General features: G+C 70.2%; 17 protein-coding genes. 16 read left to right on the top strand and 1 reads right to left on the bottom strand.

Annotated elements, in window-relative coordinates; translation table 11 throughout:
* Together ACWGDB_RS41300 and rpsD are read left to right on the top strand one after the other, a co-directional pair.
* On the top strand, positions 1–911 hold a 911-nt coding region (locus tag ACWGDB_RS41300), incomplete at its 5' end, for an AAA family ATPase (RefSeq protein ID WP_453827192.1).
* Between the two features lie 304 nt (positions 912–1,215).
* Positions 1,216–1,830, top strand: coding sequence for a 30S ribosomal protein S4 (gene rpsD / locus ACWGDB_RS41295; protein ID WP_019758012.1), 615 nt, complete (start codon positions 1,216–1,218; stop codon positions 1,828–1,830).
* Between the two features lie 29 nt (positions 1,831–1,859).
* Here the strand turns inward: rpsD and ACWGDB_RS41290 are convergent, their stop codons facing one another.
* Positions 1,860–4,016: an ATP-binding protein gene (locus ACWGDB_RS41290; RefSeq protein WP_453827191.1), complete on the bottom strand. Its 2,157-nt coding sequence runs from the start codon at positions 4,014–4,016 to the stop codon at positions 1,860–1,862.
* A gap of 164 nt (positions 4,017–4,180) precedes the next feature.
* Between ACWGDB_RS41290 and ACWGDB_RS41285 the strand changes: the two genes are divergently transcribed.
* The 14 genes from ACWGDB_RS41285 to nusB all read left to right on the top strand — a co-directional run bounded on the left by ACWGDB_RS41285 (position 4,181) and on the right by nusB (position 17,923).
* Positions 4,181–4,639: a DUF948 domain-containing protein gene (locus tag ACWGDB_RS41285; protein ID WP_453827190.1), complete on the top strand. Its 459-nt coding sequence runs from the start codon at positions 4,181–4,183 to the stop codon at positions 4,637–4,639.
* 8 nt (positions 4,640–4,647) lie between these two features.
* Positions 4,648–4,998, top strand: coding sequence for a hypothetical protein (locus ACWGDB_RS41280; RefSeq protein WP_383607896.1), 351 nt, complete (start codon positions 4,648–4,650; stop codon positions 4,996–4,998).
* Positions 4,998–7,670, top strand: a complete 2,673-nt coding sequence (gene alaS, locus ACWGDB_RS41275) for an alanine--tRNA ligase (RefSeq protein WP_453827189.1) — start codon at positions 4,998–5,000, stop codon at positions 7,668–7,670. The genes ACWGDB_RS41280 and alaS overlap by 1 nt, the downstream gene beginning before the upstream one ends.
* A 35-nt stretch (positions 7,671–7,705) precedes the next feature.
* The gene (gene ruvX, locus ACWGDB_RS41270; RefSeq protein WP_093909088.1) at positions 7,706–8,170 is read left to right on the top strand and encodes a Holliday junction resolvase RuvX; all 465 of its coding nucleotides are present in this window, start codon (positions 7,706–7,708) and stop codon (positions 8,168–8,170) included.
* A 124-nt stretch (positions 8,171–8,294) separates the two neighbouring features.
* Entirely contained in the window at positions 8,295–9,998 is a 1,704-nt protein-coding gene (gene mltG, locus ACWGDB_RS41265; protein ID WP_453827188.1) for an endolytic transglycosylase MltG, read from the top strand.
* Positions 9,979–10,818, top strand: a complete 840-nt coding sequence (locus tag ACWGDB_RS41260) for a shikimate dehydrogenase (RefSeq protein WP_453827187.1) — start codon at positions 9,979–9,981, stop codon at positions 10,816–10,818. Before mltG ends, ACWGDB_RS41260 begins: the two co-directional genes overlap by 20 nt.
* 51 nt (positions 10,819–10,869) lie before the next feature.
* Positions 10,870–11,208, top strand: a complete 339-nt coding sequence (locus ACWGDB_RS41255; RefSeq protein WP_453827186.1) for a hypothetical protein — start codon at positions 10,870–10,872, stop codon at positions 11,206–11,208.
* A 184-nt stretch (positions 11,209–11,392) separates the two neighbouring features.
* Positions 11,393–12,577, top strand: coding sequence for a chorismate synthase (gene aroC, locus ACWGDB_RS41250; protein WP_362381212.1), 1,185 nt, complete (start codon positions 11,393–11,395; stop codon positions 12,575–12,577).
* Between the two features lie 32 nt (positions 12,578–12,609).
* A complete protein-coding gene (locus tag ACWGDB_RS41245) occupies positions 12,610–13,092 on the top strand; it encodes a shikimate kinase (protein ID WP_453827194.1) in 483 nt (160 codons plus the stop codon).
* On the top strand, positions 13,089–14,180 hold the full coding sequence (gene aroB / locus ACWGDB_RS41240) for a 3-dehydroquinate synthase (RefSeq protein WP_453827185.1): 1,092 nt from the start codon (positions 13,089–13,091) through the stop codon (positions 14,178–14,180). The genes ACWGDB_RS41245 and aroB overlap by 4 nt, the downstream gene beginning before the upstream one ends.
* Positions 14,181–14,347: 167 nt before the next feature.
* Positions 14,348–15,250, top strand: coding sequence for a Pro-rich N-terminal domain-containing protein (locus ACWGDB_RS41235; RefSeq protein WP_453827193.1), 903 nt, complete (start codon positions 14,348–14,350; stop codon positions 15,248–15,250).
* 512 nt (positions 15,251–15,762) lie between these two features.
* Positions 15,763–16,869, top strand: coding sequence for an aminopeptidase P family protein (locus ACWGDB_RS41230; RefSeq protein ID WP_453827184.1), 1,107 nt, complete (start codon positions 15,763–15,765; stop codon positions 16,867–16,869).
* A 51-nt stretch (positions 16,870–16,920) separates the two neighbouring features.
* A complete protein-coding gene (gene efp / locus ACWGDB_RS41225; protein ID WP_030607045.1) occupies positions 16,921–17,487 on the top strand; it encodes an elongation factor P in 567 nt (188 codons plus the stop codon).
* Position 17,488: 1 nt separating this feature from the next.
* Positions 17,489–17,923, top strand: a complete 435-nt coding sequence (gene nusB, locus ACWGDB_RS41220; RefSeq protein ID WP_383607910.1) for a transcription antitermination factor NusB — start codon at positions 17,489–17,491, stop codon at positions 17,921–17,923.
* Positions 17,924–18,052: the final 129 nt, after the last annotated feature.

The raw sequence follows: 18,052 nt of genomic DNA, 5'->3' as shown, positions 1-18,052 counted from the left end.
CCCTGATCGCGGCGACCACCGAGAACCCGTACTTCTCGATCATCTCCCCGCTGCTGTCCCGCTCCCTGCTGCTCACCCTCGAACCCCTCACCGACGACGACGTCAGAGGCCTGCTGAAGCGGGCACTGAGCGACGAGCGCGGACTGAGTGACGCCGTGGGGCTGCCGGAGGACACCGAGGAGCACCTGCTGCGCATCGCCGGCGGCGACGCCCGCCGCGCCCTGACCGCCCTGGAGGCGGCAGCCGGGGCGGCGCTCGACAAGGGCGAGCCGCAGATCGGCCTCCAGACGCTGGAGGAGACGGTCGACCGGGCGGCGGTGAAGTACGACCGTGACGGCGACCAGCACTACGACGTGGCCAGCGCCCTCATCAAGTCCATCCGCGGCTCCGACGTCGACGCCGCCCTGCACTACCTGGCCCGGATGATCGAGGCCGGCGAGGACCCCCGCTTCATCGCCCGCCGCCTGATGATCTCCGCCAGCGAGGACATCGGCCTGGCCGACCCGAACGCCCTGCCGATCGCGGTCGCCGCCGCCCAGGCCGTCGCCATGATCGGCTTCCCCGAGGCCGCCCTCACCCTCAGCCACGCCACCATCGCCCTCGCCCTCGCGCCCAAGTCCAACGCCGCGACCACCGCGATCGGCGCCGCCATGGACGACGTACGCAAGGGCATGGCGGGCCCGGTGCCGCCCCACCTGCGCGACGGGCATTACAAGGGCGCCGCCAAGCTCGGACATGCGCAGGGGTACGTCTATCCGCACGACCTCTCCGAGGGCATCGCCGAGCAGCAGTACGCCCCGGACGCGCTCAAGGACCGCGAGTACTACACCCCGACCCGGCACGGCGCCGAGGCGCGGTACGCGGACGCGGTGGAGTGGACCAGGAAACGCCTCGGTCGGAAGCGGTCCTGAGCACCCTGTAGAATTCGTCGAAGTGCTGTGTCCCGTGCAGTCAGAACGGGACGGTCAGCCGGAGCCCGGTCCTCCTCGGAAGGCCGGCTCCAGGAGCGTCGCGCACCGTCGATTCGGTGTCGCGGGCAGCCCACCACCACTCGTCGCACGACGAGACCGGTCGGTGGGCCACTCGCGTGCTGCACGTATGTGCCCAGACCAGGGGAGCGGCTGCCCGGCAGGTCTTCGGACCTCAAGGGTTTCCCCGGCTGCGGATGCGACCTCCCTCAACCCTGACGAGCCGAGAACAAGGAAATGAGAAGCAGTGGCGAATCAGTCCCGCCCCAAGGTCAAGAAGTCGCGTGCCCTCGGCATTGCGCTGACCCCGAAGGCCGTCAAGTACTTCGAGGCCCGTCCCTACCCGCCGGGTGAGCACGGCCGTGGCCGCAAGCAGAACTCGGACTACAAGGTCCGTCTGCTGGAGAAGCAGCGTCTGCGTGCGCAGTACGACGTGTCCGAGCGCCAGCTCGTCCGCGCCTACGAGCGTGCCTCCAAGGTTCAGGGCAAGACCGGTGAGGCCCTGATCATCGAGCTCGAGCGTCGTCTCGACGCCCTGGTGCTGCGTTCGGGCATCGCCCGCACCATCTACCAGGCCCGTCAGATGGTCGTTCACGGCCACATCGAGGTCAACGGCCAGAAGGTCGACAAGCCGTCCTTCCGCGTCAAGCCCGACGACGTCGTGATGGTCCGTGAGCGCAGCCGCGAGAAGACCCTCTTCTCGATCGCCCGCGAGGGTGGCTTCGCCCCCGACGGTGAGACCCCGCGCTACCTCCAGGTGAACCTCAAGGCCCTGGCGTTCCGCCTGGACCGTGAGCCGAACCGCAAGGAGATCCCGGTGATCTGCGACGAGCAGCTCGTCGTCGAGTACTACGCCCGTTGATCCTTCAGCGGTCGTAGGACTTCTGCGCCTCAGCCCGTCGTCTCCCCGCCCTTGCGGGTGGGGGAGGCGGCGGGCTTTCGCATGGTCACGGTCGCCGTGACATGCCGTACCGGACCTCGCGGCGACGGAACGGCGTCCGACGGAAACCGCCCCAGTGCCCGGCGCACCGCCTCCTCCCGGCCGAGCGCCACCCCCTGCCGTACGCACTCCTCGTACCGCTCGTCGCCGAGCCGTTCCCGAGCGGCCGTCTCGCACAGCTCGTGCGGCGCGTTGAAGCATGCCGAGCCGAACAGCGGCAGCCCCACCGACGGCCACATCCGCGCCGCGGAGCCCTGCAGCACCGCGGCCTCCACCGGGTCGCCCTCCGCGCCGGTGACCAGGGCCAGCAGCTCCACCGCCAGCACCGAGCCGAGCAGGTCGTGGAAGGCGTGGGCGCTGCCGAGGCAGTCCGTCAGCAGCGCGCGGGCGCCGGGCAGGTCGCCGTCGGCCCAGGCGGCGTACGCCAGGACGTACAGCGCATAGGAGCGCGCCCAGCGCTCGCCGTGGTCCTCGCACACCTGGCGGACGTCCTCGCACAGCCGTACCGCGTCCGGCAGATCGCCCTGGAAGGCCCGCGTCATCGCCAGCTCCACCTGGCCCATCAGCACATTGCTGTTGAGCTCGCCGATCTCCTGATAGCGGCCGAGGGCCGAGCGCAGCAGCGTTTCGGCACGCTCCATGTCGTCCGAGAGCAGGGCCAGACAGCCGGTGCGGTGCTCGGCGTACGCCACCGCCGTGGGGTCGGCGGCACGTTCCGCCTCCTCACGGCACTCCGAGAGCACCCCGAGGGCGGGCACCGTGTCGCCCTGCAGGATCGCCACATAGCCGAGCACCCACAGGGCCTTCAGCCGGGACTGCTCATGCCCGGAGTCCAGCGCCACGGCTTGCTCCAGCCAGTGCCGCCCCTCCGACAGCCGGCCGCAGCCGACCCAGTAGAACCACAGGGAGCCCGCGAGGTACTGGCCCAGATGCGCGTCGTCCGGCTCGCTCAGGCAGTGGTCCAGGGCGCGCCGCAGATTCGGCAGCTCCGCCTCGATCCGCGCCGCCACCTCGTCCTGCCGAGGTGAGAACCACTCCAGCTCGCACCAGGTCGTCAGCCCCAGATACCAGTCGCGGTGACGGCGCCGCAGCCGGACCGCGTCCCCGGTCGCCGCCAGCCAGTCGGCGCCGTACGCCCGGATCGTGTCCAGCATGCGGTAGCGCACGCCGGCCGGCGTCTCCTCGCGCGTGACCACGGACTGCGCGAGCAGCTGGGAGAGCACCTCGAGGATGTCGTCGGCGGGCAGGCCCTGGCCGCCGCACACGTACTCGACGGCCTCCAGGTCGAACCGGCCCGCGAACACCGACAGCCGCGCCCACAGCAACCGTTCCTCGGGCGTGCACAGTTCATGGCTCCAGCCGACCGCCGTACGTAGTGTCCGATGGCGCGGCAACCCGTCCCGCCCGCCGCCGGTCAGCAGCCGGAACCGGTCGTCGAGCCGCTCCAGCACCTGCCTCACGGACAGCATCCGCAGCCGTCCGGCTGCCAGCTCGATCGCCAGCGGGATGCCGTCCAGGCGACGGCACAGCTCCCGTACGTCCGCGTCGTCCCGTACGACCACTCCCGGCTGCGCCGCCCGGTCCACGAGCAGCTCCACCGCCTCGTCCTCGCCCAGCGGCGCCAGCGGGAACAGCAGCTCGCCCGTCACGCCCAGCGGTCGGCGTCCCACGGCGAGCACCCGCAGGCCCGGCAGCCGGCGCAGCAGCGCGCTCACCAGTTCCGCGCAGGCGTCCACCAGGTGCTCGAACCCGTCCAGGATCAGCAGGAGTTGACGGTCGGCGAGAAGCGCCAGCAGTGTCTCGCGGGGCAGGCGGGTCGTGTGGTCCGTCAGCTCCAGCGCCTCCACGGCCGCGTAGTCGACGAACTCCGGGTCGCGCACCGACGCCAGGTCCACGTGCCACACACCGTCGCGGGGCGTGCACCGCGAGGCCGCGCGCGCCGCCAGCCGTGACTTGCCGACGCCGCCCGCCCCCGTCACGGTCACCAGCCGCACGGTGCCGAGCGCCTCGGTCAGCCCGGTGAGTTCGGCCGAACGGCCCACGAACGTGCTGAGGTCCAGGGACGGACCGACGGACTCGGGGGAGGGGGTGCGCTGTTGATCCCGCATGGAATACGGAGCGTACTGAAGCGTGTTCGGTCCGTACAATCGCCTCTCGCGACTCGGCTCCGCGCGGGGCGGTAATCCGGTGTGGAGCGGCATCCCCGGCGCGATAGGCTCGGTGCACGACTTTTTCGATGTAGACCGATGTAGAGGCACGTTTCAGGGAGCGGGTGCACACAGTGTCCGGTGGAGAGGTGGCCGGGATCCTGGTGGCCGTCTTCTGGGCGATCCTGGTCTCCTTCCTCGCCGTTGCGCTGGCGAGGCTGGCCCAGACGCTCAAGGCGACCACCAAGCTCGTCGCGGATGTGACCGACCAGGCCGTCCCGCTCCTGGCAGAGGCCTCCACGGCGGTGCGCTCCGCGCAGACCCAGATCGACCGGGTCGACGCGATCGCCACCGACGTCCAGGAGGTCACGTCGAACGCCTCGGCACTGTCGACCACGGTCGCCTCCACCTTCGGCGGCCCCCTGGTCAAGGTCGCGGCCTTCGGCTACGGCGTCCGCCGGGCCCTCGGCGGCCGCAAGGACGACGACGCGCCCGCCAAGGCGCCCCGCCGTACCGTCATCGTGGGCCGCACGGTTCCGGCCTCGCGACGGGGCAAGCGAAACCTCCGCGGAAAGAGGGACTGAGACCCAGCATGTTCCGCCGAACGTTCTGGTTCACCACGGGCGTCGCCGCCGGTGTGTGGGCCACCACCAAGGTCAATCGGAAGCTGAAGCAGCTGACCCCCGAGAGCCTCGCCGCGTCCGCGGCGAACAAGGCGATCGAGGCCGGTCACCGGCTCAAGGACCGCGCGGTGGGCTTCGCCCTCGACGTCCGGGACAACATGGCCCAGCGGGAGGAGGAACTGGGCGACGCGCTGGGCATCAACGCCCCCGTCGACCAAGAACTCCCCGCACCCCGGCGGTACGCCGCCATCGAGAACCGCAATGACCCGAAGTACGTCGACAGGACGACGTACTCGTACAACCGAAACGAGGACCACTGATGGAGTCGGCCGAGATTCGCCGCCGCTGGCTGAGCTTCTTCGAGGAGCGCGGGCACACCGTCGTCCCTTCGGCGTCGCTCATCGCGGACGACCCGACTCTGCTCCTCGTCCCGGCCGGCATGGTGCCCTTCAAGCCCTACTTCCTGGGTGAGGTCAAGCCTCCCTTCGACCGCGCCACCAGCGTGCAGAAGTGCGTGCGCACGCCGGACATCGAAGAGGTCGGCAAGACCACCCGGCACGGCACCTTCTTCCAGATGTGCGGCAACTTCTCCTTCGGCGACTACTTCAAGGAAGGCGCCATCAAGTACGCCTGGGAGCTGCTCACCAGCCCCCAGGACAAGGGTGGTTACGGCCTGGAGCCGGAGAAGCTCTGGATCACCGTCTACAAGGACGACGACGAGGCCGAGCGCATCTGGCACGACGTCGTCGGCGTGCCGAAGGAGCGCATCCAGCGCCTCGGCATGAAGGACAACTACTGGTCGATGGGCGTCCCCGGACCCTGCGGCCCCTGTTCCGAGATCAACTACGACCGCGGCCCCGAGTTCGGCGTCGAGGGCGGTCCCGCCGTCAATGACGAGCGGTACGTGGAGATCTGGAACCTCGTCTTCATGCAGTACGAGCGCGGCGAGGGCATCGGCAAGGACAACTTCGAGATCCTCGGCGACCTCCCGAGCCAGAACATCGACACGGGCCTCGGCCTCGAGCGACTCGCCATGATTCTGCAGGGCGTGCAGAACATGTACGAGATCGACACATCCATGGCCGTCATCAAGAAGGCCACCGAGCTGACGGGTGTGGCCTACGGCGACGCCCACGGCTCGGACGTCTCCCTGCGCGTGGTCACCGACCACATGCGCACGTCCGTGATGCTCATCGGCGACGGTGTCACCCCCGGCAACGAGGGCCGCGGTTACGTCCTGCGCCGCATCATGCGCCGCGCCATCCGCAACATGCGTCTGCTCGGCGCCACCGGCCCGGTCGTCAAGGACCTGGTCGACGTCGTCATCGGCATGATGGGCCAGCAGTACCCGGAGCTGGTCACCGACCGCGAGCGCATCGAGAAGGTCGCCCTCGCCGAGGAGAACGCCTTCCTCAAGACGCTGAAGGCCGGCACCAACATCCTCGACACGGCCGTCACCGACACCAAGGCCGCGGGCTCCACCGTGCTGGCCGGCGACAAGGCCTTCCTGCTCCACGACACCTGGGGCTTCCCCATCGACCTCACCCTGGAGATGGCCGCCGAGCAGGGGCTGTCCGTGGACGAGGACGGCTTCCGCCGCCTGATGAAGGAGCAGCGGGAGCGCGCCAAGGCCGACGCCCAGGCCAAGAAGACCGGCCACGCCGGCGCCGGCGCCTACCGGGAGATCGCCGACAAGGTCGGCGAGACCGACTTCATCGGCTACAGCGACACCGAGGGCGAGTCCACCGTCGTCGGCATCCTCGTCGACGGCGCCTCGTCGCCGGCCGCCGCCGAGGGCGACGAGGTCGAGATCGTCCTCGACCGCACCCCGTTCTACGCCGAGGGCGGCGGTCAGATCGGTGACACCGGCCGGATCAAGGTCGACACCGGTGCCGTGATCGAGATCCGCGACTGCCAGAAGCCGGTCCCGGGCGTCTACGTCCACAAGGGCGTCGTCCAGGTCGGCGAGGTCACCGTCGGAGCCAAGGCCCACGCCTCGATCGACCACCGCCGCCGTACGGCCATCGCCCGTGCCCACTCGGCCACGCACCTCACCCACCAGGCCCTGCGTGACGCCCTCGGCCCGACGGCCGCCCAGGCCGGTTCCGAGAACCAGCCCGGCCGCTTCCGCTTCGACTTCGGTTCCCCGTCCGCCGTGCCGACGGCCGTGATGACCGACGTCGAGCAGAAGATCAACGAGGTGCTCGCCCGCGACCTGGACGTGCACGCCGAGGTCATGGGCATCGACGACGCCAAGAAGCAGGGCGCCATCGCCGAGTTCGGCGAGAAGTACGGCGAGCGGGTGCGCGTCGTGACCATCGGTGACTTCTCCAAGGAGCTGTGCGGCGGCACGCACGTGCACAACACCGCCCAGCTGGGTCTGGTGAAGCTGCTCGGCGAGTCGTCGATCGGCTCCGGTGTGCGCCGTATCGAGGCCCTCGTCGGCGTGGACGCCTACAACTTCCTCGCCCGGGAACACACGGTCGTCGCCCAGCTCCAGGAGCTGATCAAGGGCCGCCCGGAGGAGCTCCCGGAGAAGGTCTCCGCCATGCTCGGCAAGCTGAAGGACGCCGAGAAGGAGATCGAGAAGTTCCGCGCCGAGAAGGTCCTGCAGGCCGCCGCCGGTCTCGCCGAGTCCGCCAAGGACGTCCGCGGCATCGCCGTCGTCACCGGCCAGGTCCCGGACGGCACCACGGCCGACGACCTGCGCAAGCTGGTCCTCGACGTACGCGGCCGCATCCAGGGCGGACGTGCCGCCGTGGTCGCGCTGTTCACGGTCAACAACGGCAAGCCGCTCACGGTCATCGCCACCAACGAGGCCGCCCGCGAGCGCGGCCTCAAGGCCGGCGAACTGGTCCGTACGGCCGCCAAGACCCTCGGCGGCGGAGGCGGCGGCAAGCCGGACGTCGCCCAGGGCGGCGGCCAGAACCCGGCCGCCGTCAGCGAGGCCGTCGACGCCGTCGAGCGGCTCGTGGCGGAAACGGCCAAGTGAGCGACGACACACAGTCGAGCGGTGACGGCCGGGGCATGCGCCGCGGCCGTCGCCTGGCCATCGACGTCGGGGACGCCCGTATCGGGGTCGCCTCATGTGACCCCGACGGGATCCTCGCCACCCCGGTGGAGACGGTCCCGGGCCGGGACATCCCGGCAGCTCACCGGCGCCTGAAGCAACTCGTCGAGGAGTACGAGCCGATCGAGGTCGTCGTCGGTCTCCCGCGCTCCCTCAAGGGGGGCGAGGGTCCGGCCGCGGTCAAGGTCAGGGGCTTCACCCAGGAACTGGCACGCATGATCGCGCCCGTTCCGGTCAGGCTGGTGGACGAGCGGATGACGACCGTGACTGCCAGTCAGGGACTGCGCGCCTCTGGCGTGAAGTCGAAGAAGGGCCGGTCGGTGATCGATCAGGCGGCCGCTGTGATCATCCTCCAGCAGGCGCTCGAATCCGAACGGGTGTCAGGTAAAGCACCGGGAGAGAGCGTCGAAGTGGTTATCTGATCGCGATACGGTAACGTTCCGCGCGATGCGCCGGTGTTCGAACAGCCGGCGCACAAAGAGAGGCGGGACGGGATCCGGATCGTCAGCAGCCGCGTGACCGCCGCCTCGCGGCTCTAGGGGATCGATGACTGAGTATGGCCGGGGCCAAGGCTCCGAACCGTGGCATCCGGAGGACCCGTTGTACGGGGACGGCGGATGGGAAGGGCAGCAGCAGGCCCATTCGGGCCAGCAGGCTGCCTACGGCGGCCAGCCGCAGCACTATCCGGAGCAGCAGCAGCCGCAGCAGCCGCAGCACTACGGCGACTGGGGCACCGGCCAGCATGCCGTGTACGGCCAGGCACAGCAGTACGGGCAGCAGGGCCAGCAGTACCCGCAGCAGTACGACCAGCAGCAGTACCTGGGGCACGGGCAGCAGGCGTACGACAACAACGGCTGGGCCACCGGCTCCCACCCGCAGGTCCAGTACCCCGATCCGGGGGACCCCTACGGGCAGCAGACCGGGGCGTACGGCGGCGACCAGCACGACTACTACGGCACGCCCGACGCGTATCCGCCGCCGGAGCCGCCGAGCCGTCGGCAGGCCGAACCGGAGCCACCCCAGACCGACTGGGATCCCGGACCTGACCAGGGCGAGCACGCCTTCTTCGCGGGTGGCGACGACAAGGACGACGACGACTTCGACGACGAGTCGGGCGGCGGCCGGGGGCGCGGCGACCGGCGGGGCGGGCGGGGTGGCGGGAAGCCCAAGAAACGCCGCAGCGGCATGGCCTGTCTGGTGGTCGTGCTGGTCTTCGGCGCGGGTGTGGCCGGAGTCGGGTATTTCGGGTACCAGTTCTACAAGGATCGTTTCGGCGACGCTCCGGACTTCGCGGGTGACGGCACGAGCGAGACCGTGAGTGTCGAGATCCCCAAGGGCGCGTTCGGCTCCGATATCGGTCAGAAGCTGAAGGCGGCCGGCGTCGTGAAGAGCGTCGACGCTTTTGTCGCCGCCCAGCAGGAGAATCCCGACGGGGACAAGATCCAGGCCGGCGCCTATCTGCTGAAGAAACAGATGTCCGCCGAGAGCGCCGTCGAGATGATGCTCAGCCCCGACAGCCAGAACAACGTTCTGGTCAGGCCGGGCGAGCGCAATCTGAGCGTCTACAAGACGATCGACGAACAGCTCGAATTGTCGTCCGGGACCACCGAGAAGGTGGCCGAGGAGAAATACAAGACCCTCGGACTTCCGAGTTGGGCGAACAGCAACAAGGACATCAAGGATCCGCTGGAGGGCTTCCTCTATCCGGGCACCTATGCCGCCGCAAAGGGCATGAAGCCCGAGGCGATCCTGAAGGAGATGGTGTCCCAGGCCGCCGACAAGTACGAGGCACTGGACCTGGAGGCCAAGGCCAAGACCCTCAAGCTCGACAACCCGCTGCAGGTCATCACGGTCGCCAGCCTCGTCCAGGCCGAGGGCAAGACCAACGACGACTACCGCAAGATGGCGGAGGTGGTCTACAACCGCCTCGATCTCGCGAACCCTGAGACGTACGGTGCCCTGCAGTTCGACTCGACCTTCAATTATCTGAAGGGTCAGAGCAACATCGACATCAGCGAGTCGGAGATCAAGAGCAACAAGGACCCGTACAACACGTACACGCAGAAGGGTCTGCCGCCCGGTCCGATCGACAATCCGGGCGAGGGTGCACTGAAGGGGACGCTGAATCCGACGAACGAGGGTTGGTACTACTTCGTGGCGACCGACGGCGTGAACAAGACAGAATTCGCCAAGACCCACGACGATTTCCTGAAGCTCAAGGACAAGTTCAATGAGAGCAGGGGCAACTGACGCCCGCCGGGCCGCCGTTCTCGGTTCGCCCATCGCCCACTCCCTCTCCCCGGTGCTGCACCGGGCCGCCTATGCGGAGCTGGGGCTGACGGGCTGGTCGTACGACCGGTTCGAGATCGACGAGGCCGCGCTGCCCGGGTTCGTCGCGGAACTGGGGCCGGAGTGGGCCGGGTTGTCATTGACCATGCCGCTCAAGCGGGCCGTCATCCCGCTGCTCGACGAGGTCACGGAGACCGCGGTCTCGGTCGAGGCGGTCAACACGGTCGTCATGACCGAGGACGGCCGCCGGGTCGGCGACAACACCGACATCCCCGGCATGGTCGCCGCGCTCCGGGAGCACGGCATCGAACAGGTCGACTCGGCGGCCATCCTCGGCGCGGGCGCCACGGCGTCCTCCGCGCTGGCCGCACTCGCGCGCATCTGCACCGGCGAGGTGGTGGCGTACGTACGCAGCGAGGCCCGCGCCGCCGAGATGCGGCAGTGGGGCGAGCGGCTCGACGTCGAGATCCGTACGGCGGACTGGGCCGAGGCGGACCGGGCGCTGCATGCGCCGCTGGTGATCGCGACCACCCCGGCCGGCGCGACGGACGCCCTCGCCGCCGCCGTACCCGAGCGCCCGGCCACCCTGTTCGACGTGCTCTACGACCCCTGGCCGACCGCCCTCGCGGCTCGCTGGTCGATGTACGGCGGCGCTGTCGTCAGCGGGCTCGACCTGCTGGGGCATCAGGCGGTGCTGCAGGTGGAGCAGATGACGGGCCGAGTCCCGGCGCCTCTTGAGGCCATGCGAAAAGCGGGCGAGCGCGCTCTCGCGAACCGCTAGGATCCGCTGGGTTCCGCAGGGGGCGGAGCGGTTCTAGGGGGAGTACAAGCAGTGTTCACTGGTGTGTCGCTGGCGTCCGGTAAGGGCGAAATATTCGAGATCGTCCTGCAGTTCATGCCGGACTGGGTGCAGATCCCCGTGCTGGTCCTGATCGTGCTGCTCGTCGTCGGGTCATGGGTCTTCAAGCTGAAGCGCAAGATCGACCGTCGGCGTGCGAGGCGTCAGGGGCAGGCCGTTCAGGTGGCGGTTCAGCACGGGCAGGGGAGGGGCGCCGACTATCTCGGCCCGTACGCTCCGCAGCAGCAGGCGCAGGAGCCTCAGCAGCCGAGCGGTGCCGATTTCCTCGGCGCGTACGCCCCTCAGCAGCCCCAGGGCAACCGTCCCGTGTGATCCCCGTCGCCGTCCGGTGTCGTCCGCCGTCCGTCCGTCTGGTGGACCGGCGGCCGGGCACCGGCCCGGGACGTGGGAGGATCGAAGGTGGCGGGCCGGGGCCGCGCACCTGGTCACGCCGTCGACGTACGCGAGGACGCGCGTACGCAGGGCAGTACCAGGGCGCGAGCACTGAGGAGCACCGTTGAGCAGGTTGCGCTGGCTGACCGCGGGGGAGTCCCACGGTCCCGCACTCGTGGCGACGCTGGAGGGCCTTCCCGCCGGCGTGCCGATCACCACGGAGATGGTGGCGGACCACCTGGCCCGGCGCCGGCTCGGTTATGGACGCGGTGCGCGCATGAAGTTCGAGCGTGACGAGGTCACGTTCATCGGTGGTGTCCGGCACGGTCTGACGCTGGGTTCCCCTGTCGCGATCATGGTGGGCAACACCGAGTGGCCGAAGTGGGAGCAGGTCATGTCGGCCGACCCGATCGACCCCGAGATCCTCGCCGGCCTCGCCCGCAACGCGCCGCTGACCCGCCCGCGCCCCGGCCACGCCGACCTCGCGGGCATGCAGAAGTACGGCTTCGACGAGGCCCGGCCCATCCTGGAGCGTGCCTCCGCCCGTGAGACGGCGGCGCGGGTGGCGCTGGGCGCGGTCGCCCGGTCGTACCTCAAGGAGACGGCCGGCATCGAGATCGTCAGCCATGTCGTGGAGCTGGCCGCTGCGAAGGCGCCGCAGGGTGTGTACCCGACGCCGGCCGACGTCGAGAAGCTGGACGCGGACCCGGTGCGCTGCCTGGACGCGGACGCGTCGAAGGCGATGGTCGCGGAGATCGACCAGGCCCACAAGGACGGCGACACCCTCGGTGGTGTGGTCGAGATCCTGGCGTACGGCGTCCCCGTCGGCCTGGGGTCGCACGTGCACTGGGACCGCAAGCTGGACGCCCGTCTCGCCGGCGCGCTCATGGGCATCCAGGCGATCAAGGGTGTCGAGCTCGGCGACGGCTTCGAGCTGGCGCGGGTGCCCGGCTCCAAGGCGCACGACGAGATCGTGAACACGCCCGAGGGCATCCGCCGTGTCTCCGGCCGTTCCGGCGGCACCGAGGGCGGCCTCACCACCGGTGAGCTGCTGCGGGTCCGCGCCGCGATGAAGCCGATCGCGACCGTGCCGCGCGCCCTGCAGACCGTGGACGTGACCACGGGTGAGGCGACGCAGGCTCACCACCAGCGCTCGGACGTGTCCGCGGTCCCGGCCGCCGGCATCGTCGCCGAGGCCATGGTGGCGCTCGTCCTCGCGGACGCGGTGGCGGAGAAGTTCGGCGGCGACTCGGTGACCGAGACCCGCCGCAACGTGACCTCGTACCTCGACAACCTGGCCATCCGGTGAGCGCAACACCCGTGGTCGTCCTCGTCGGCCCGATGGGCGTGGGCAAGTCCACCGTCGGACAGATGCTGGCCGACCGGCTGGGCGTGGTCTACCGGGACACCGACGACGACATCGTCGCCGAGCAGGGCCGGACCATCGCAGAGATCTTCGTCGACGAGGGCGAGCCCGCCTTCCGGGCGATCGAGAAGCGGGCGGTGCAGCGGGCGCTCGCCGAGCACGGCGGGGTCCTCGCCCTCGGTGGCGGAGCGATCCTCGACGCGGACACGCGTGCGCTGCTGGCCGGGCAGCGGGTGGCGTACCTGTCGATGGACGTCGAGGAAGCGGTCAAGCGCACCGGCCTCAACGCCGCCCGCCCGCTGCTCGCGGTCAACCCGCGCAAGCAGTGGCGCGAGCTGATGGAGGCCCGCCGTCATCTGTACGAGGGGGTGGCCACGGCGGTCGTGGCCACCGACGGCCGTACACCCGAAGAAGTGACCCAAGCGGCCCTGGACGCACTGGAGTTGAAGGACGTATGAGTGAGGCAGTGACGCGGATCCAGGTCGGCGGCACCGCGGGCAGCGAACCGTATGAGGTCCTGGTGGGCCGTCAACTCCTGGGCGAGCTCGGCGGGTTGATCGGTGAGAAGGCCAAGCGGGTCGCCGTCATCCACCCGGAGGCGCTGGCCGGGACCGGTGACGCGCTGCGGGCCGACCTGGTCGAGCAGGGCTATGACGCGGTCGCCATCCAGGTGCCCAACGCGGAGGAGGCCAAGACCGCCGAGGTCGCCGCCTACTGCTGGAAGGCGCTGGGCCAGTCCGGCTTCACCCGCTCCGACGTCGTCGTCGGCGTCGGCGGCGGCGCGACCACCGACCTCGCCGGGTTCGTGGCGGCGAGCTGGCTGCGCGGGGTGCGCTGGATCGCCGTACCGACCACCGTGCTCGCCATGGTCGACGCGGCCGTCGGCGGCAAGACCGGCATCAACACCGCCGAGGGCAAGAACCTCGTCGGCGCCTTCCACCCGCCGGTCGGTGTGCTGTGCGACCTGGCCGCGCTGGAGTCCCTCCCGGTCAACGACTACGTGTCCGGGCTCGCCGAGATCATCAAGGCCGGTTTCATCGCCGACCCGGCGATCCTGGAGCTCATCGAGTCCGACCCCGAGGCCGCCCGCACCCCGGCCGGCCCGCACACCGCCGAGCTGATCGAGCGTTCCATCCGGGTCAAGGCCGAGGTCGTCTCCTCGGACCTGAGGGAGTCGGGCCTGCGGGAGATCCTCAACTACGGCCACACCCTCGGCCACGCCATCGAGAAGAACGAGCGTTACAAGTGGCGGCACGGCGCCGCGGTCTCCGTCGGCATGCACTTCGCCGCCGAACTCGGCCGTCTCGCCGGGCGGTTGGACGACGCGACGGCCGACCGGCACCGCACGATCCTCGAAGCGGTGGGCCTGCCGCTGCATTACCGCTACGACCAGTGGCCCAAGCTGCTGGAGAACATGAAGGTCGACAAGAAGTCCCGCGGTGACCTGCTGCGCTTCATCGTGCTGGACGGCCTGGCCAAGCCGACCGTCATGGAGGGACCGGACCCGGCCGTGCTGCTCGCCGCGTACGGCGAAGTCGGCCAGTAAGTCCACGAAAAGCGCGCTTCCGTCCGATTCGCCTGTGGCGATGGGCACTTCGGACCGCCCCCGGCCGTTCACCAAACGACGGCCGGGGGCGGTACCGTTCGGTAGCGAGCGGGTTGTGCCCGCTGCCAGCGTCAATGGCCATGGAAGACGAGACGGAGTGGCACCGGATGCAGCACGCAGTGGGTTCTCCGCTGCCGCCGCCCCACCAGTCGGGGAACGGCTGGTCGCCGGCCGCACAACACCCGGGTCCGCATCACCCGGGCACGCACCAGGGACCCGCCCCGCACCAGGGCTCCGCCCCGCACCAGGGCTCCGCCCCGGTGCCGCCGCCACCCCCGGCACCGGGTTTCATACCCCCCGGAGGTCCTTCGGGACCGGTCCCGCCCGCGCCACAGCACACCCAGGCCCCGCCGCCGCCCGCGCCCGAGACCACGGGCCACGTCCCGCTCCCGCCCGGCGGCCCGGTCGGCATGCCGAGCGCCCCGCCCGCCACCGCGACCCCGGACCCGACGGCCACCACCCTCGCGGTACTGCTCATCGGCCCGGCCGGCGCCGGCAAGACGAGCGTCGCCAAGTACTGGGCGGATCACCGCCGCGTCCCCACGGCCCACATCAGCCTCGATGACGTCCGCGAATGGGTCCGCTCAGGCTTCGCCGACCCCCAGTCCGGGTGGAACGACAACTCCGAGGCCCAGTACCGCCTGGCCCGCCGCACCTGCGGCTTCGCCGCGCGGAACTTCCTGGCCAACGGCATCTCGTGCATCCTCGACGACGCGGTCTTCCCCGACCGCCCGGTGGTCGGCCTCGGCGGCTGGAAGCGCCACGTCGGCCCCGGCCTCCTCCCGGTCGTTCTGCTCCCGGGCCTGGAGATCGTCCTGGAGCGCAACGCCGAACGCACGGGCAACCGCCGCCTCACCGACGAGGAGGTGGCCCGCATCCACGGCCGCATGGCCGGCTGGTACGGCTCAGGACTCCCCATCATCGACAACTCCCAGCTCGACGTCCCCCAGACAGCCCAGATCCTGGACGACGTACTGGCAAGATCAATCGCCAGCCCCCCGACCTGGTAACCAACGCGCCCGCAGCCTCCTAAAGGGGCGGGAAGCTGCCCGCCCCGCAGGTGGCCCCCCGGGGACGGGTAATCAACGGGACTGGTCCCACCCAAGGGGCGCGGGGAACGGCGCGCCCAGCCCCCACCGGCCGGGCAGACGGCACACAACCTCAGGCGGCCCCCGGGGACGGGTAATCAACGGGACTGGTCCCACCCAAGGGGCGCGGGGAACTGCGCGCCCAGCCCCCACTGGCCCCGCAGACGGCACACAACCTCAGGCGGCCCCCGGGACTGGAAACCAATGGGACTGGTCCCACCCAAGGGGCGCGGGGAACGGCGCGCCCAGCCCCCACCGGCCCCGCAGACGGCACACAACCTCACGCGGCCCCCGGAACCGGTCCGCAGACGGCAAACGACCGTCAGCCGCACCCCGCCCCCGAACACCACCCCACCCGACCCCCACATTCCAGACACCGCCCACTCAGACGCCCCCAACCGGCGCCAAACCGGCGGAGCTCATACGCTCGGGTCATGTCAGAGGTGTACGCCACCCGCCGCTCCAGGCTGAGGGACCGCTGCCAGGCCAGCGGCAGCGCCACCGCGCTGATCTCCCGCCCCGCCAATGTCCGCTACCTCGCGGGCGCCGCCCCGCAGGGCTCCGTGCTGCTCCTCGGCAAGACCGAAGACCTGCTCGTGTGCACCGGCCCGCCCGACGACCGCCCCACGGAGGGCCGCCCCGACGAGGCACTGCGGATCCATGCGCTCCCCGGCCCCGGAGGCGACCCCGCAGTCGCCGCGGCCGACCTCGCCGCGGCGCAGGGAGGAGTCTGCCTCGCCGTGGAGGAACACCACCTCACCGTGGCCCGTCACAGAGCCATCCGCTCGGTCGTCCCGCGCCTGCGCCTCGCCGACCTCGGCGGAGCCGTGGAACAGCTCAGGGTCGTCAAGGACGAGGAAGAGATCTCCTGCCTCCGGATCGGCGCGGAGATCGCCGACCAGGCCCTCGGGGAACTGCTCGAATCCATCCTCGTCGGCCGCACCGAACGCCACCTCGCCCTCGAACTCGAACGACGCCTCGTCGATCACGGCGCAGACGGCCCCGCCTTCGCCACCTCCGTCGCCACCGGCCCGAACGCCGGTCGCCGCGCTCATCGGCCCACCGACCGCCGCGTGGAGGAGGGCGACTTCCTCTCCGTCTGCCTCGGGGCCACGTATCGCGGATACCGCTGCGAGATCGGCCGTACGTTCGTGATCGGTACGTCCCCCGCCGACTGGCAGATCGAGCTGTACGACCTCGTCTTCGCCGCTCAGCGCGCCGGACGGGAGAGTCTGGTGCCCGGCGCCGCCTATCGTGATGTGGACCGCGCGGCACGGCAGGTGCTGGACTCCGCGGGGTACGCGCAGGGCCTTCCGGCGCTGACGGGACACGGCGTGGGACTCGAAATCGACGAGGACCCGCAGTTGGCTCCCGCAGCCATGGGTAAACTGGACGCTTGCGTGCCGGTCACCGTCGAACCGGGGGTCCACCTCCCGGGCCGGGGCGGCGTCCGGATCGATGACACGCTCGTCGTTCGCCCCGAGGCGGACGGCGGACCCGAGCTACTCACCATCACGACCAAGGAGCTGCTCGCCCTCTAGGCAGTGGCGTGCCCCGGGGTCGTCCACGTCAGTCCAGGAGATTCCGCAACCGTGGCTTCCACGAACGACCTCAAGAACGGCCTGGTGCTCAAGCTCGAAGGCGGCCAGCTCTGGTCCGTCGTCGAGTTCCAGCACGTCAAGCCCGGCAAGGGCCCGGCCTTCGTGCGCACCAAGCTCAAGAACGTGCTCTCCGGCAAGGTCGTCGACAAGACGTTCAACGCCGGCGTCAAGGTCGAGACGGCCACTGTCGACAAGCGCGACATGCAGTTCTCCTACATGGACGGCGAGTACTTCGTCTTCATGGACATGGAGACCTACGACCAGCTCATGGTCGACCGCAAGGCCGTCGGCGACGCCGCCAACTTCCTGATCGAGGGCTTCACGGCCACCGTCGCGCAGCACGAGGGCGAGGTGCTCTTCGTCGAGCTGCCCGCCGCCGTCGAGCTCGTGATCCAGGAGACCGAGCCGGGTGTCCAGGGCGACCGCTCCACCGGTGGCACCAAGCCCGCCATCCTGGAGACCGGTCACCAGATCAACGTCCCGCTCTTCATCACCACCGGTGAGAAGATCAAGGTCGACACCCGCACGAGCGACTACCTCGGCCGGGTGAACAGCTAAATTGGCTGCCCGCAACACGGCCCGCAAGCGCGCCTTCCAGATCCTCTTCGAGGGTGACCAGCGCGGCGCCGACGTCCTGACGGTCCTCGCGGACTGGATCCGGCTCTCGCGGACCGACACCCGGCAGCCGCCGGTGAGCGAGTACACGATGCAGCTGATCGAGGGCTACGCGGCGCACGCGAAGCGGATCGACGAGCTGATCGCGCAGTACTCCGTCGGCTGGACACTCGACCGGATGCCGGTCGTGGACCGCAACATCCTGCGCCTCGGCGCGTACGAGCTGATCTGGGTCGACGAGACCCCGGACGCGGTCGTGATCGACGAGATGGTGCAGGTGGCCAAGGAGTTCTCCACGGACGAGTCACCGTCGTTCGTCAACGGCCTGCTCGGCCGACTCAAGGAGCTGAAGCCCTCGCTGCGCCGTGAGGAAGCGTAAGGGTTTCGACCGAACACGCCGAAGGGCCCGCAGCATCCTCGCTGCGGGCCCTTCGGCGTCCCGGTGCCACTGGGCCCCTTCAGGCCCGCAGAACGCCGCCGGGGTGGCCGGAACCGCAAAGTTCCGGCC

It is taken from the genome of Streptomyces sp. NPDC055013 (assembly GCF_053608645.1).
This window is presented reverse-complemented; position numbering and strand designations above follow the sequence as displayed.